The organism is Streptomyces sp. NPDC107521 (assembly GCF_055598485.1).
Genome location: NZ_JBVKAT010000005.1, coordinates 319,739 through 333,378, shown reverse-complemented (window position 1 = coordinate 333,378; position 13,640 = coordinate 319,739). Strand labels below are relative to the sequence as shown.

General features: G+C 72.3%; 13 protein-coding genes. 4 read left to right on the top strand and 9 right to left on the bottom strand.

Annotation, left to right across the window (positions count from 1 at the left end):
• Nucleotide 1: 1 nt before the first annotated feature.
• From ACZ7LB_RS11040 to ACZ7LB_RS11010, 7 genes are all read right to left on the bottom strand, one after another.
• Nucleotides 2-955: an ABC transporter permease gene (locus ACZ7LB_RS11040; protein WP_471467085.1), complete on the bottom strand. Its 954-nt coding sequence runs from the start codon at nucleotides 953-955 to the stop codon at nucleotides 2-4.
• Between the two features lie 14 nt (nucleotides 956-969).
• Nucleotides 970-2,595 carry an ABC transporter substrate-binding protein gene (locus tag ACZ7LB_RS11035; RefSeq protein ID WP_471467181.1) on the bottom strand — a complete coding sequence of 542 codons (1,626 nt, stop codon included), beginning with the start codon at nucleotides 2,593-2,595 and terminating at the stop codon, nucleotides 970-972.
• 57 nt (nucleotides 2,596-2,652) lie between these two features.
• Complete coding sequence (locus ACZ7LB_RS11030) at nucleotides 2,653-3,666, bottom strand: amidohydrolase family protein (RefSeq protein ID WP_471467084.1); 1,014 nt, start codon at nucleotides 3,664-3,666, stop codon at nucleotides 2,653-2,655.
• Nucleotides 3,663-4,199, bottom strand: a complete 537-nt coding sequence (locus tag ACZ7LB_RS11025) for a 3-hydroxyanthranilate 3,4-dioxygenase (RefSeq protein ID WP_471467179.1) — start codon at nucleotides 4,197-4,199, stop codon at nucleotides 3,663-3,665. Before ACZ7LB_RS11025 ends, ACZ7LB_RS11030 begins: the two co-directional genes overlap by 4 nt.
• Nucleotides 4,196-4,621 carry a RidA family protein gene (locus ACZ7LB_RS11020; RefSeq protein ID WP_471467177.1) on the bottom strand — a complete coding sequence of 142 codons (426 nt, stop codon included), beginning with the start codon at nucleotides 4,619-4,621 and terminating at the stop codon, nucleotides 4,196-4,198. The genes ACZ7LB_RS11025 and ACZ7LB_RS11020 overlap by 4 nt, the downstream gene beginning before the upstream one ends.
• Before the next feature lie 16 nt (nucleotides 4,622-4,637).
• On the bottom strand, nucleotides 4,638-5,369 hold the full coding sequence (locus ACZ7LB_RS11015; protein ID WP_471467175.1) for a 2-keto-4-pentenoate hydratase: 732 nt from the start codon (nucleotides 5,367-5,369) through the stop codon (nucleotides 4,638-4,640).
• A 295-nt stretch (nucleotides 5,370-5,664) separates the two neighbouring features.
• Complete coding sequence (locus tag ACZ7LB_RS11010; protein WP_471467082.1) at nucleotides 5,665-7,125, bottom strand: 2-hydroxymuconic semialdehyde dehydrogenase; 1,461 nt, start codon at nucleotides 7,123-7,125, stop codon at nucleotides 5,665-5,667.
• A 163-nt stretch (nucleotides 7,126-7,288) separates the two neighbouring features.
• Between ACZ7LB_RS11010 and ACZ7LB_RS11005 the strand changes: the two genes are divergently transcribed.
• Nucleotides 7,289-7,957 (top strand): GntR family transcriptional regulator, encoded by a 669-nt coding sequence (locus ACZ7LB_RS11005; RefSeq protein WP_471467080.1) that lies wholly within the window; start codon nucleotides 7,289-7,291, stop codon nucleotides 7,955-7,957.
• Between the two features lie 232 nt (nucleotides 7,958-8,189).
• Here ACZ7LB_RS11005 and ACZ7LB_RS11000 read toward each other — a convergent pair whose 3' ends face one another.
• The gene (locus tag ACZ7LB_RS11000) at nucleotides 8,190-9,119 is read right to left on the bottom strand and encodes a helix-turn-helix transcriptional regulator (RefSeq protein WP_471467078.1); all 930 of its coding nucleotides are present in this window, start codon (nucleotides 9,117-9,119) and stop codon (nucleotides 8,190-8,192) included.
• Nucleotides 9,120-9,437: 318 nt separating this feature from the next.
• On the opposite strand from ACZ7LB_RS11000, the gene ACZ7LB_RS10995 reads away from it, so the two are divergent.
• The gene (locus ACZ7LB_RS10995; protein ID WP_471467076.1) at nucleotides 9,438-10,955 is read left to right on the top strand and encodes an MFS transporter; all 1,518 of its coding nucleotides are present in this window, start codon (nucleotides 9,438-9,440) and stop codon (nucleotides 10,953-10,955) included.
• 183 nt (nucleotides 10,956-11,138) lie between these two features.
• On the opposite strand, the gene ACZ7LB_RS10990 is transcribed toward ACZ7LB_RS10995, so the two are convergent.
• On the bottom strand, nucleotides 11,139-12,026 hold the full coding sequence (locus tag ACZ7LB_RS10990; protein ID WP_471467074.1) for an NAD(P)H-binding protein: 888 nt from the start codon (nucleotides 12,024-12,026) through the stop codon (nucleotides 11,139-11,141).
• A gap of 49 nt (nucleotides 12,027-12,075) precedes the next feature.
• Between ACZ7LB_RS10990 and ACZ7LB_RS10985 the strand changes: the two genes are divergently transcribed.
• Together ACZ7LB_RS10985 and ACZ7LB_RS10980 are read left to right on the top strand one after the other, a co-directional pair.
• A complete protein-coding gene (locus ACZ7LB_RS10985) occupies nucleotides 12,076-12,447 on the top strand; it encodes a MerR family transcriptional regulator (protein ID WP_365211112.1) in 372 nt (123 codons plus the stop codon).
• 173 nt (nucleotides 12,448-12,620) lie between these two features.
• Nucleotides 12,621-13,079, top strand: a complete 459-nt coding sequence (locus tag ACZ7LB_RS10980; protein WP_471467072.1) for an ankyrin repeat domain-containing protein — start codon at nucleotides 12,621-12,623, stop codon at nucleotides 13,077-13,079.
• Nucleotides 13,080-13,640: the final 561 nt, after the last annotated feature.

Sequence of the window (13,640 nt, the reverse complement as noted above, 5' to 3'; positions counted from 1 at the left end):
TTCAGATGCGGTCGTAGGAGCCGCGCGGGTCGAGGATGTCCCGGGCGCGGTCGGCCAGGACGGAGCCCGCGGTGACGGCGACGAGCAGTCCGAGTCCGGGGAAGACCCCGATCCACCACTGGCCGGACAGCGCGTACTGGAGTCCGTCGGTGATCATCGAGCCCCATTCGGGGGTGGGCGGTGGCGGGCCCAGTCCGATGAAGCCGAGCGCGGCCAGGGTGAGCACCGACCAGCCGAAGGCGGCGGCGGCCTGGATGACGAGGGTCGGTATCACCTGGGGGACGACGTGGCGCAGGGTCACCCAGGCGCGGGAGGCCCCGAGGAGCTGGGCGCTCTCCACGTACGGCATGGACCGGATGCGGATGACCTCGCTGCGCAGCACCCGGGCGAACCACGGCACGGAGGCGATGACCAGTCCGAGGACCCCCGAGAGGGTGCCCGCGCCCAGGCCGACCGCCACGGCCATGGCGAGCATCAGCGGGGGGAAGGCGAGCAGGGTGTTGATCAGCCAGTTGAACACGCTGTCCGCGCGTCCCCGGGCCAGGCCCGCCACCACCCCGAGGGTCCCGCCGAGCACGGCGCCGACGGCGGTGACGGCGAGCCCGACGAACAGGGAGATGCGGGCTCCGGCCAGGAACCGCGCGAAGACGTCCCGGCCCAGGGAGTCGGTGCCCATGGGGTGGGCCGCCGACGGTGCGGCGAGCACGCTGCCCAGGTCCACCCTGGTCGGGTCGGGGCCCCAGAGCAGCGGGCCGAGCAGCGCGGCGAGCAGGAAGAGCAGGAGGGTTCCGCCCGCCGCGGTGAGCGTGGGCTGGCGGCGCAGGGCGCGCAGCGCCCGGTGGAGGGGGCGGCCCTTCGCGGTCCTCTCCCGGCCCGGTGGGGCCGGGGTGGCGGGGGCCTCGCTCCGGTGCCGTTCGATGACGGGCACCGCGGAGTTCGGGGTGCTTGGTTCCATGGTCGGGCTCCTGGTCAGCGGGACACGGCCCAGTCGGTGAAGTCCATGAACTTGGCGTACGAGTAGTGCGTGACCGACGTGCTCAGGACGGCGACGTGCTGGAGGGCGTACAGCGGGATCCGCGGTGACTGGGCGCGCCAGTCGCTGTTGATCTCGGCGTACAGCTTCCGGGCGGTCTCGGGGTCGCGGGCGGCCTGGGCCCGGGCGAGCTTCCCGTCGAGGCCGGGGATGCAGACCTTCGCGTTGTTGAAGGGGCTGTCGCAGGAGGCGGTGAGGGCGAGCTGGTAGCCGGCCGTGGGCACGCCGGGGCCTTCGAGGACCAGCGCCGACGTGTAGTCGCCCTTGGTGAAGCGGGGGGTGAAGTCGCTGGGCGCCAGCTTCTCGATCTCCACCTTCACGCCGATCTCCTGCCACACGCCCTGGAGGAGGGTGGCCAGTTGCTCGGCGCTCGGCGCGGAGGAGTTGATCATCATCGGGACGGTCACCGGGGTCTTCACACCCGATTCGGCCAGCAGTCTCCTGGCCTCGGCGACATCGGTCCGCAGGGGCTTCGAGCCGGGCGCGTCGTACCCGGAGACGCCGGGCAGGACGGAGCCGTAGTACAGCTCGCCGAAGCCGAAGCCGACGGACTCCAGCATCTTCTCGTAGGGGACGGCCAGGGTGAGCGCGGCCCGGAACTTGACGTTGTCGAGGGGGGCCGCGTCGTTCCTCAGGGCGACCTGGGCGAACAGCGGGGCACGGTGGGCCATGAGCCGCAGGCCCTTCTCCGTCTCCAGGCTCTTGACGCTCTGCGGGGGCAGTCCGAGGGTGACGTCGGCCTCGCCGGACTTGGCGCGCAGGGCGAGCGTGGGCGCCGAGGTGACGTAGTTGATCCGGATGGTGGGGGTGGCGGGCCTGTCGCCCCAGTAGTCGGGGTTGGCGGTGAGCACCGCCGTGGAGTTGGGCTGGTAGGTGGCCAGGGAGTAGGGGCCGGAGCCCGCGGTGTTCCCGGCCATCCAGGTGCTGAGGGTGCCCTTCTTCACTCCCCCGTTGGCCTCGACGACCGCGGGGTTGACGATGCTGCCCGCCGGGGTCGCCAGTCCCGCCAGGAAGTCGGCGTTGGGGGCGCGCAGGCGGAAGACGACGGTGTTCGCGTCGGGGGTCTCCACCTTGGTGATCAGGGGCGGCGCGCTCATGCCCGCCTGGAGGTAGAAGGTGGCGCAGGTGCCCATGGTGAGCACCCGTTCGACGGAGTACTTCACCGCCGCGGAGTCCATCGCGGTGCCGTCGGGGAAGGTCACGCCCTCGTGCAGCTTGAAGGTGTAGGTGCGGCCGGAGTCGGTGACGGTCCAGCTCTTGGCGAAGGACGGCTCGATCTTCGTCGGGTCGTACTCGCTGGTGCCGTCGGGCCCCGGCTTGGTGGCGTACCGGGTGAGGCCCGAGTACAGGTTGTGGATGAGGCTGAGGTCGTCCTGGTTGCAGGCCGCGGCGGGGTCGAGGGTGGTGTTGCCGGTCGCCCAGTTCACGGTGAGGGTGTCGGAGTTCCGCTTCTCACCGCCGCCGCCGCTGCCGGAGCCGCCGGAGCCGCCGGCGGTGCACGCCGTCGCCGCGAGGCCGAGAGCCGCGAGGAGGACGACCACCCGTCTGCGCCGCATTGTCATGGAGAACACCAGAGAAACCTTTCTTCAGTGTGGATGTGGATGCCCATGGCCTCCACCTCAGTTCGACCGCGTCCCGCGCGGTCCGAGGAACCGCTGGGCGTTCCCGCCCAGCACCAGGCCGCGTTCGGCGGCCGTGAGCGTCTTGGAGCCGCGCACCACGGCACCCACCGGCCGTTCTCCGAGCGGGTAGGGGTAGTCGCTGCCGAGCATCACCCGGTCGGCGCCGAGCGTGTCGATCAGCAGCCTCAGCGGACGTTCGTCGAAGACGACGCTGTCCACGAAGAACCGGCCGACGTAGGAGGACGGCGGCATCCGGGAGGTGCCGACCACGTCGTTCCTGCGGTGCCAGGCGTTGTCCATCCGGCCCAGCCAGAAGGCGAACGACCCCCCGCCGTGGGCGAAGCAGATCCGCAGGCTCTCGGGCACCCGGTCGAAGACCCCGCCGAGCACCATCGCGAGGAGGGAGAGATGGGTCTCCGCGGGCATCCCGGCGAGCCACTGGGCCATCCACCGTTCCAGCCGCGGCCCGGTGGGAAGGTCCCAGGGGTGCACGAACACCGGGGCGCCGACCCGGGCGCAGTGCTGGAGGAAGGTGACGATCCCCTCGTCGTCCAGGTCGCGGTCGCCGACGTGGTTGCCGATCTCCACCCCGCGGTGGCCGGCGGCCAGGCAGCGGTCCAGTTCCCGGCAGGCCGCGTCCGGATCCTGGAGGGGCACCTGGCAGAACGGCAGCAGCCGGTCCGGGGCCTGGGCGCAGATGTCCAGCGCGAGGTCGTTGAAGACCCGGGCGACCGCGAGCGCCTGGTCCGCCGGCCGTTCGTAGCCGAAGAACACCGGCGTCGGGGAGACCACCTGGACGTCGACGCCGTCGGCGTCCATGTCGGCCAGCCTGGCCGGGACGTCCCAGCACTCCGCGCCGATCCGGCGGAACTCCCGGGAACCCAGCATGATCATGGCCTCGCGGCCCGGCCCGCCGCGCAGCCACGGCCAGTCCCGGCCGCCGCCCGCCGCCTCGGCGAGGTCGGGCCAGTGCCCCGGCACGTAGTGCGTGTGCACGTCGATCACGGTCATGTCGCCGCCTCGCCCCGGCCGGGGTGGAGGGCGCCGCACTCACGGCAGGTCCGGGCCCGCTCGTCCGCGTAGAAGTCCTCGAAGACCGGGGGCAGGTCGGTGACGATGTCGCTCACCTGGAGCTCCGCCTCGTGGACGAGTGCGCTGCATTCCCGGCAGTACCACTGGAAGCACTCGATGGTGCCCTCCTCGCGCACCCGCTCCAGCACCAGTCCTATGGACCCGGGTTCGGGGCGCTGGGGCGAGTGCGGGATGTTCCGCGGCAGCAGCCACATCTCGCCCTCGCGGATGTGCACGGTCCGGGGGCCGTCCGGGGCCATCAGGTGCACGTGCATGTCGCCCTTGATCTGGTAGAACCACTCCTCGAACGGGTCGACGTGGTAGTCGGTGCGCTCATTGGGTCCGCCCACCACCTGCACGATGAGGTCCTCGGAACCCTCGAACACCACCTTGTTGTTCACCGGGGGCAGCAGCTCCTCGGCGTGCTCCTTCAGCCAGCGCGCGAAGTGGGCCGTCGTGGGAATGTCCATCAGGGGTTCTCCTTCGGTGCGGGGTCCGCGGGCACATGGGCGACCGCCTGGATCTCGATGAGCAGATGGGGATGCGGCAACTGGTGCACGGCGACGGTGGTCCGGGTCGGCCCCGACTCGTCGAAGAAGGCCCCGTACACCTCGTTGTATCCGCCGAAGTCGTTCATGTTGACCAGGTACGACGTCACCTGGACGAGGTCCGACAGGTCCGCTCCGGCCGCCGCGAGCAGATCGGCGATGTTGGTGATCACGGCCCGGGTCTGCTCCCGGATGTCCAGCCGCGTCGTGCCCATCGCGTCGCTCTCCGCGCCCACGATCGAGTTGTCGGGAAGGCGGCTGCTCGTCCCGGAGATGAAGAGGAGGTCCCCGGCCCGGCGCACATGGGGGAACCGGCCGCGCGGGATCGCCTTGCCCTCGACGGTCACCGCCGCCCGCAGCGCCTCAGCCACGGCCGCCCCCCGAGGTCAGCGAGGCGGAGCCCAGGCCGTCGACGCTCACCCGTACGGTGCTGCCGGCCGGCAGCGGCGCCGCCGCCGTCGCCGCGCCCGCGAGGACCAGCGTGCCCGCGGGGACGGCGATCCCGTAGCGCGCGGCCAGCACCGCGGCGGCGGCGAGGGCGTCCAGGGGGTTGCCCAGGATGGCCGCCGTCGATCCGGTCCGTACCTCGGTCCCGTCGATGTCGAGCCGTACGCCGAGGTCGGCCAGCCCGTCCGGCACCTCCGTCCACTCCCCCACGGTGAACGCCGCGCTCGACGCGTTGTCGGCCACCACGTCCACGAGGCTGAACCGGAAGTCCCGGTAGCGGGAGTCGATCACCTCCAGCGCCGGGGCCACCGCCGTGACCCGCGGCTCCTCGCCCGGCAGCAGGTCCGCGCCGAGCAGGAAGGCGACCTCCGGCTCCACCCGGGGGTGGATCAGCCCGCCCATGTCCAGGGCGCCGCCGTCGTCGACCCGCATCGCGTCGGTGAGCCGTCCGACGATCAGCTCGTCGACGCCCATCTGCGCCATCTTGGCGCGGCTGGTGAAGCCGAGCTTGATCCCCACGGGACGCTCGCCGCGCGCGCACCGCAGCGCGAGCAGCGCCTCCTGCGCCCGGTAGGCCCCGGCCAGGTCGAAGGCCCCTTCCTCGAACTGCGGTACGGCCCCGGCCCTCCGCTGGGCCTCGTCCAGCACCGCCGCCACGTCGTCGGGGTGCGTGGCCCCGCCGGTCCCTCCTGTCGTGCCCGCTCGCGCGGTCGCGCCGTTCCGTGGGGTGTCTTGCGTCCGTTGCACTGTGCTTCGTCCTCCAGATGTCCATTGGGTGCGGCGACGCGTCCGGCCCCTCCCGCGCCCGGGGCGTGGGCGGCCGGTCTCCGCCGTCGTCGCGTGTCCGGGCGTGCCCCCGGTGGGGGCGGTGCCGGGACGGTCGTGCGCCCGGGACCCCCGCCCGGACCGCGTGTCCGCGGTGGCGGGGTGTCCGGGGCCGCGGCTACAGCTCCACGCACACGTTGGTGGGCTCCGTGTAGAAGTGGAGCGAGTGGGTCCCGCCCTCACGGCCGATGCCGGAGAGGCCGAACCCGCCGAAGGGTGAACGCAGATCGCGCAGGTACCAGCAGTTGACCCAGGCGATCCCCGCGCGCATCCGCTGGGCGACGCGGTGGCCCCGGCGCAGGTCCTCCGTCCAGACCGCGGCGGCCAGGCCGTACCGCGTGTCGTTGGCCCTGCGCACCACCTCCTCCTCGGTGTCGAAGGGCAGTACGGCGCAGACCGGACCGAAGATCTCCTCGCGCACCGCCCGGTGGCCGTCGTCGAGCCCGGTGACGACGGTCGGTTCGATCCAGGCGCCCCCGTCCAGGCCCCCGCCCAGCTCCGGCACCCCGCCGCCCGCCACCAGCCGCCCGTCGGCGCGGGCGGCGGCGTAGAAGCCGAGCACCTTCTCGCGGTGCTTGCGCGAGATGAGCGGGCCGAGGTTCGTGGCCGGGTCGTCGGGGCGGCCGGGGCGCAGCGCCCCGGCGCGTTCCGCCAGTCCCTGAACCACCGTGTCGAACACCGACCGCTGGACGTAGACCCGTTCGGTGCACAGGCAGACCTGGCCGGTGTTGGCGAAGACCGACTCGGCGAGCCCTGCGACGGCACGGTCGAGGTCGGCGTCCTCGAAGACGATCGCCGCGTTCTTCCCGCCGAGTTCGAACGAGACCGGGGTGACCCCCGGCGCGACCGCCCGCATGATCGCCGAACCGGTGGACGACTCCCCCGTGAACGTGACCGCGTCGACGCCGGGGTGCGTGGTCAGGAACTCGCCCGCGGACTCCGGCCCGAAGCCGTGGACAACGTTGTACGCGCCGTTGGGCAGCCCGGCCCCGGCCATCACCTCGGCGAGCAGGGCGGCGGTCGACGGCGTCTCCTCGGAGGGCTTGACGACCACGGCGTTGCCACAGGCCAGGGCGGGCGCCACCTTCCAGGTGAGCAGGAGCAGCGGAAGGTTCCAGGGCACGATCACCGCCACCACCCCCACCGGCTTCCGGAAGGCGTAGTTCAGCGCCCTTCGCCCCGTCGGCGTCTCCGTGTGGAACGCGTCGAGCCCCACGGTCGCCGCCATGTCGGCAAACTGGCGGAAGTTCGCGACGGCGCGTGACACGTCCAACTCCCGTGCCAGGCGCTCCGGTTTACCGGTGTCCGCCACCTCGGCCGCGACGAAGTCCTCGAAGCGCTCCTCGATCCCCTCGGCGATCCTGCGCAGCAGGGCGACGCGGTCGGGCGTGCTCATCCGTGCCCACGGTCCGTCGTCCACCGCCCGGCGCGCGGCCCTGACGGCGGCATCCACCTCCCCCCGGCCCGCCTCGTGCACCTGGGCAACCACGCCGCCGTCCACGGGGCTGATCTTCTCGAAAACGGCGGAACCTTCCACAAAGGCCCCGTCGACAAAACCCCGGACACTTCTGGGATGCATGATTTGCCCCCTCTGTCACCTATATCAGGGTGTTCATACCGAACCGACCATTCTGGTCCGATGTCCGAGGACAGTATGGCTGGATCTTAGAAAAAACAAGACCTAAGATGACCGCAGTGCACTTGTGTGCATGTCATGCGTCATCCGAGCGAATCGAGGATCCATGCAGTCCACGGGCATCGCGAAGCCGGTCACCGTGCACGAGGCCGTCCTGCACGAGCTGCGCAAATGGCTCTTCTCCGGACGGCTGACGCCGGGTCAGCCACTGCGCCAGGAAGCCATCGCCGAGGAGCTGGGCGTCAGCGTGGTGCCCGTGCGCGAGGCGCTGAAGACCCTGGAGACCGAGGGCCAGGTCACCTACCGTCCCCGGCGGGGCTTCTCCGTCACCTATCTGGGCATGGACGAGCTGATCGAGCTGTGCGACATCAGGTGCAACCTGGAGAGCCTGGCGGTGACGCGCGGACTGCCGAACCTCACCGAGGAGGACCTGGTCACGATGGACCTGCTCCTGGACGAGATGGCCGCCAGCGCCGAGAGCGGCCAGGTGATCGAACTCGGCCGGCTGGACCGGCGCTTCCACTTCCTGGTCTTCGAGCGCGCCGGGATGCCGCAGCTCCTCCGCCTCATCACCCAGCTCTGGGACAAGTCGGACCCGTACCGCGCCATGTTCTTCTCCGACGACAACCTGCGGCGCTACGACCGCAAGGCCCACGACGAGATCCTCGCCGCCACCCGCCGACGCGACGCGGTCGAACTGTGCGCGCTGCTCGACGAACACCGGCGCAGCGCGCTGATCAAGCTCGGGCACCTGCTGCAGAAGCCGGGCAAGTAGCCCCGTGCGCGGAGCCCCGGCGTGCCGGGGCCGTCAGGGCGCGGCAGGGGTCCGGCGGGCGGTGTCGACCACCCGTCGATCGGCCGCGTGGGACGGGGGCGGGGGTGGGGGCCGTACCGGGTGAGGGCCGGGTGCGGCCGGGGCGGGGGTGAGTGACACGGCCGGGCGGGCATGGACGCGAGGAGAGGGAGCGCCCGTCGAGCCGTCGAGCCGTCGAGGGATGCTGACTGCCTTATTGCGCAGGCGTGCTGACGGGCCGTTCGCGCAGGCGGCCGTCGGCGGGCCACCGTTCGGCCGCGGGGATACCGGGGCCGTCCTCTTCCGCGACGCGGGGCTGGAGGAGGAGGTGGAGGGCGTCCGCCGAGGACGCGTCGTTGGGGGTGTAGACCTCCAGACGGTGATCCGGGCTGTCGGGCTGGAGCCACACCTGATAGGCGACGCTCGCGCTGCCGATGGCGGGGTGGCGCAGGTGCATGTCGCCGGTGGTGCAGTCCGCGACCTCCCCGGCCGCCCACATCCGGGCGAACCGGTCGCTGCGCAGGGTGAGTTCCGTGATCAGGTCCGCCAGCCGCGCGTCGTCCGGGAACCGGCCCGCGGTGAGCCTCAGATACGCGACGTGGATTCGCGCGAGGTCGTCCCAGTTGCGGTGCAGCTCCCGGGTGCGGGGGTCGGTGAAGAACATCCGCGGGACGGAGGGACGGCGTTCCGGGGCGCCCGGCGCGTCGAAGTCCACGTGCCCGGCGAACAGCGCGTGACCCGCGCGGTTCCAGGCGAGCACGTCACCGCGCCTGCCGAGCACGATCGCGGGCGTCGTCCCGGCCAGCGCGTCGAGCAGCGCGAGCACACGGGGGTGGGGGTGTTCGACGGGAGGTTCGGCGGGAGCGGCCCGACCGCTCCGGCGGGCGAGGTTGTGCAGGTGCGCCGTCTCGACCGGGTCCAGTACCAGCACCCCGGCCAGGGCGTCGAGGACCTGCGCCGAGACGCTGCCCGCCCGGTCCTGCTCCAGCCGCGTGTAGTAGCCGGCGCTGACACCGGCGAGATGGGCCAACTCCTCCCGGCGCAGCCCCGGAACGCGCCGGCTGCCGCCGTAGGTGCGCAGCCCGATCGCGTCCGGGGTGACCCGGTCGCGGCGGCTCTTCAGGAACGCTCCGAGACTCTCCACCCGTCCGAGCCTACGGCTGTCCCGTCACCCCCGGTGGATCGGTGTGCGGCGTCTCGGGCGGAGCGATGGCCGCTCCCCGGCCGATGGTGTGGGGCGCCGGACGGGATGCCGTCCGGGGCGAGGGCGGGACGCCCGGGCCACGGCGTGTCCGGGCGTTCGGACGCCGCCGCGAGGTGCCGTGGCCTTTGTCGCGCACCCGCCGAGGATGTCGGGACGGTTCTCGGGCACGGCCGACCGTGCGGTGCGAGGGTGCACCTGGCGGGTGTACCCACACCGGGTGTCTGGCTGTCCTCCTCCGATGCCCGGAGCCTGGACGGCATGACCCGACGCCCCTCTCCCGTCTCCGGTGCCGTCCCGCTCAGGGCCTGGCTCGGTCTGCTCGTCGTCCTCGGTCCGGTGCTGCTGGTCTCGATGGACGGATCCGTGCTGTTCCTCGCGATGCCCCGGCTGAGCCGGGCGCTGAACCCCAGCGCGGACCAGGCGTTGTGGATCCTGGACGTGTACGGCTTCGCCGTCGGGTCCCTTCTCGTCGCGTTCGGGAGCCTCGGCGACCGCTTCGGACGCCTCCGGCTCCTCATGGCCGGCGCCGCCCTCTTCGGCCTCGGTTCGGCCGCCGCCGCCTTCGCCCCCACGCCGGAACTGCTCATCGCCGCCCGCGCGGTCATGGGGATCGCGGGCGCGACGCTGCTCCCCTCCGCGCTCGCGGTCCTCGGTGAACTGTTCACCGACCCGGGGCGACGGGCCCGGGCCATCGGGATCTTCGCCGCGGCGTTCGCGGCGGGCTTCGCGATCGGGCCGGTCATCGGCGGTGTGCTCCTGGAGCACTACTGGTGGGGGTCGGTGTTCCTGGTCAACCTGCCCGTCATCGCCCTGTTCCTCTGCCTGGCCCCCGTGCTGCTGCGCGAGGTCCGGGCCACGCGACCGGGCCGGATCGACGCGATCAGCGTGGTGACCTCCGCCGTCGGGCTCCTGCTGGCGATCCACGGCGTCAAGCGCGCCGCCGCCGAGGGCCCGACGGCCACCGCTGCCGCCTCCCTGCTCCTGGGCACCGCCGTACTGGGGTGGTTCGCCCTGCGACAGCGCCGCCTCCCGCACCCCCTGATCGAGTTCACGCTGTTCCGCGACCGGACCTTCGCCGTCGCCGTCGTCACCGGCCTGCTCCCGCTCGCGGCCTGGTCGGCCACCGCCTACCTGTCCGGGATCTATCTGCAGTCCGTCCTCGGCCTCCCCGTCCTGCGGTCGGCGCTCCTGGCGCTGCCCGGAGCCGTCGTGCTCACCACGGCCTGCGTCGTCGCCCCGACGGCCGTCGACCGCTTCGGCAGGCGCGTCGCACTGCTCGTGTGCCATTTCTCCATCGCCGCCGGTCTGCTCCTGCTGCTCCTCACCACCGCGACCGGCGGGACCCGCTGGTACATCGCCTCCACCGCGGTCGCGGGCCTCGGCTACGGCATCTCCTTCGCCGTCGTCGCCGACACCGCCGTCGCCGCGGTCCCTGCCGAGCGGGCCGGATCCGCGGGGGCGATCGCCGAGACCAGCAACGAGATCGGCAACGCCCTCGGCATCGCGCTGCTCGGTTCGCTCGCCGCCGTGGTGTTCCGGCTCGGGGTCCCCGGCCTCGCCCCCACGCTCGACGAGGCGCTCCAACTCCCCGGCCTGACCGCGGCGGTCGTCAGCGACGCCAAGTCGGCCTTCGTCACCGGACTGCACGTCGTCGCGGCGACGGCAGGTCTCCTGCACCTCGTCCTCGGCCTGCTCACGCGCCGCTGGCTGCCACGGGAGACATCGGGAGGCGGGGCCGGGAGGGAGGCCGTGGCGCGGGCGGCGGCGAAGCGGTGATCCGGGCAGACCACCTGCCTTCCGCCGAGGGCCGGGGCGGGCGCGGAGGTTGGGAAGCAGGGGCCCGCACGGACGGAGGCGGGAGGGGGCCCTCGCGGAGCGGCCCGGCCGGAAGCATCGCGCCTTTTTCCCCCCCCGGGGGTGATCCCCCTCGGGTCGACGACCGCACGGAGTGCTCTCCCGTCAGCTGAACTCACCAGCGTGGTCGACGGCCCATCGCGCGAAGGTGCGGGCCGGGTGGCCGGTCAGGCGCTCGACGTGATCGGTGACGCGGTTCGACTCCGGTCGGCGCACCGCAGCGGCGATGAGCGCCTCCACCAACCGCTCGGGACGACCGTCCGCGAGCATGCGGGACCGGGCGAGGCCGGCGGGAAGGGCCTTGAAACCCAGTCGGCGCCCGAGGGCGTCACCGAGCCGGGCGATCTGGCCGGCCCGGCCGAGCACCTCGGGCCCGGTCAGCAGATAGGGGATGGTGTCCGGGTGGGCGTGGTGCGGTGCGAGCAGTACGGCCGCGGCAGCATCGGCGACATCGCGTTCGTCGACGACGGCCGTGCGCGCGGTGTCCGTGCCCGCGACCACGTCACCCGCACGCAACTGAGCCTTCCAGCCACGGGCGTTGGAGGCCAGCGTGTCACTGCGCAGGATCACCGGACCCAGTCCGGCGTCGCGCAACAGGACTTCCATGTCGGCGTGCACCTGGACGATGGGATCGCTCTGCCGGGCGGCGTCGTCGTCCACCGCCGTCGAGGACACGTAGACGACACGGGGCGCGGCCGCGACGAGTTCCGCGACCACGGGGTGGGCGGGGGCGGAGTCGAGCAGGGGCCAGAGGAGAAGGACGGCGTCGATGTCCCGGAGCGCGGCGCGGAGCACCGCGGGTTCCGTGAGGTCGCCGACCACCAACTCGACATCGTCCGGGAGGCCGGATGTCCGACGGTGCACCAGGCGGCGCACGCGCGCGCCGCGTGCCCGGAGACGGACGACGACCTCACGGCCGAGGTTGCCGGCGGCACCGGTGACCAGAACCGAGGCACTGCGAGGGGCGCCCGTGGGGCGTTGGGTTTCAGGCATGATCGAGACGCTAGGGGTTCAGGTCGGCATGAAGGCAAGGGGTGTGGTGATGCGAACGATCGGCGCGGCAGCCGCGGAACTCGGCATCGAGGCCCATGTACTGCGGCACTGGGAGGAGACGGGGGCGCTCACCGTGCCCCGCGACGGCCACGGCTACCGCGTCTATGACGACAGCACCCTGGAGCAGGCACGCACCGTGCTGAAGCTGCGACGCGTCGGGCTGTCCCTGCCGGAGGTGAGGGCCGCGATGGCGCCGAGAAAGCAGGATGCGCAGGCGGTGGTGAGAGCGAAGATCACCGCCCTCGAGGGCGAACTCGCCCGCACACGGCAGGCCATCACCTTCCTGCAGCACACCGTCGAGTGCCGGCACCGCTACCTCGACGACTGCCCGGACTGCGCACACTTCGTCCGCGAGCCCTGAGCGGGCCTCCGGTACGGCACCGACCGGCCGTCTCGACCGTGGAAGATCCGGCACCGTGAGAAGCATGAACGTCGCGCAAAGCGGGTGGCATCCGGGGTGGCCATGACGGCGTGGTCCCCAACAAGTCTGTGTGACCGGGTACTTCACCCGACTCGTGGCTAATCTGGGCAACCATGAACAGAAGAAGGCAGAAGAAGCTGCCCAAGCGTCTCGTCGAGGCGGCGATGGTCGGCGACAGCGCCCGGACCAATGCTCTGCTGCGGGCCGGGGCCCGCCCCGAGACAAGCGACGCCGAAGGGACCACGCCCCTCTACGCGGCGTCGGTCCACGGAGCCACCGACACCGTCCTGTGTCTCCTGGCGGCCGGGGCACTGCCCGACACCGAGAGCGGACACGGCACGGAAGGCACACCCCTGTGCGCGGCCGCGTGCTGGGGTCACACCGAAACGGTGCGCGCGCTCCTCGCCCACGGCGCCGACCCCGGTCTGCGCGAAGACCACGGCACGGGCAGGTCCCCGCTCGAATGGGCGATGGCCGGGCCCTTTCCCGAAACGATCGCCGCACTTCTCGCCGCAGGTGCCCGGCCGCACGACCGGGCCCCATCACCCGTCTCGGAGTGCCGGGTCCCGTGACCCACGCGCGACACGTCCTGGAGCGTTCTGCGCCGCAGGTCGTTCGCCTACGGACCCGAGCAACCGGTGCCGGCCCCTTCAGCGCGTGGACGACGAGTCGGTCCCGCTCGTCGTCGACGATGTCGGCCTGAACGTCGGTCTGCCCATGCCTCTCAGAGGCTGCCGACCGACGTGTGCGAGCGGGACACCGTGGCCGTCGATGGCGTCAGAACTGCTCCGGGACCCGCATCCATGTCCGGGCACGCCTCCAGGTTCCGTCCGCACCGCACCTCACCGCACCGAGAGACGGCACGGCACACGCCCGCCGCGTCCCGGAAGCCACCGAGTCGCCGCGTCTCCCGGCCGTTCAGGTCAACGACCAGCCCTGCCGCTTCGGAGACATGGCGAACATCCAGGGGTGCGCGCGCCGTTCATCGGCTGCTGGGTCGACGGCGGTAGATGTGGCTCCCCGCAACCATGACGGCCACCGCCGCCCACACGGCCCACCACACGGTCGAGAGACCACCGAGTGCGGACGCCACGGCGAACCCGACACCCCCGGCAGCAGTGCAGATCACGTCG

Coding starts and splice junctions, on each gene's coding strand:
- ACZ7LB_RS11040 (WP_471467085.1), bottom strand. CDS start 955: ATGGAACCAAGCACCCCGAACTCCGCGGTGCCCGTCATCGAACGGCAC.
- ACZ7LB_RS11035 (WP_471467181.1), bottom strand. CDS start 2,595: ATGACAATGCGGCGCAGACGGGTGGTCGTCCTCCTCGCGGCTCTCGGC.
- ACZ7LB_RS11030 (WP_471467084.1), bottom strand. CDS start 3,666: ATGACCGTGATCGACGTGCACACGCACTACGTGCCGGGGCACTGGCCC.
- ACZ7LB_RS11010 (WP_471467082.1), bottom strand. CDS start 7,125: ATGCATCCCAGAAGTGTCCGGGGTTTTGTCGACGGGGCCTTTGTGGAA.
- ACZ7LB_RS11005 (WP_471467080.1), top strand. CDS start 7,289: ATGCAGTCCACGGGCATCGCGAAGCCGGTCACCGTGCACGAGGCCGTC.
- ACZ7LB_RS10995 (WP_471467076.1), top strand. CDS start 9,438: ATGACCCGACGCCCCTCTCCCGTCTCCGGTGCCGTCCCGCTCAGGGCC.
- ACZ7LB_RS10990 (WP_471467074.1), bottom strand. CDS start 12,026: ATGCCTGAAACCCAACGCCCCACGGGCGCCCCTCGCAGTGCCTCGGTT.
- ACZ7LB_RS10985 (WP_365211112.1), top strand. CDS start 12,076: ATGCGAACGATCGGCGCGGCAGCCGCGGAACTCGGCATCGAGGCCCAT.
- ACZ7LB_RS10980 (WP_471467072.1), top strand. CDS start 12,621: ATGAACAGAAGAAGGCAGAAGAAGCTGCCCAAGCGTCTCGTCGAGGCG.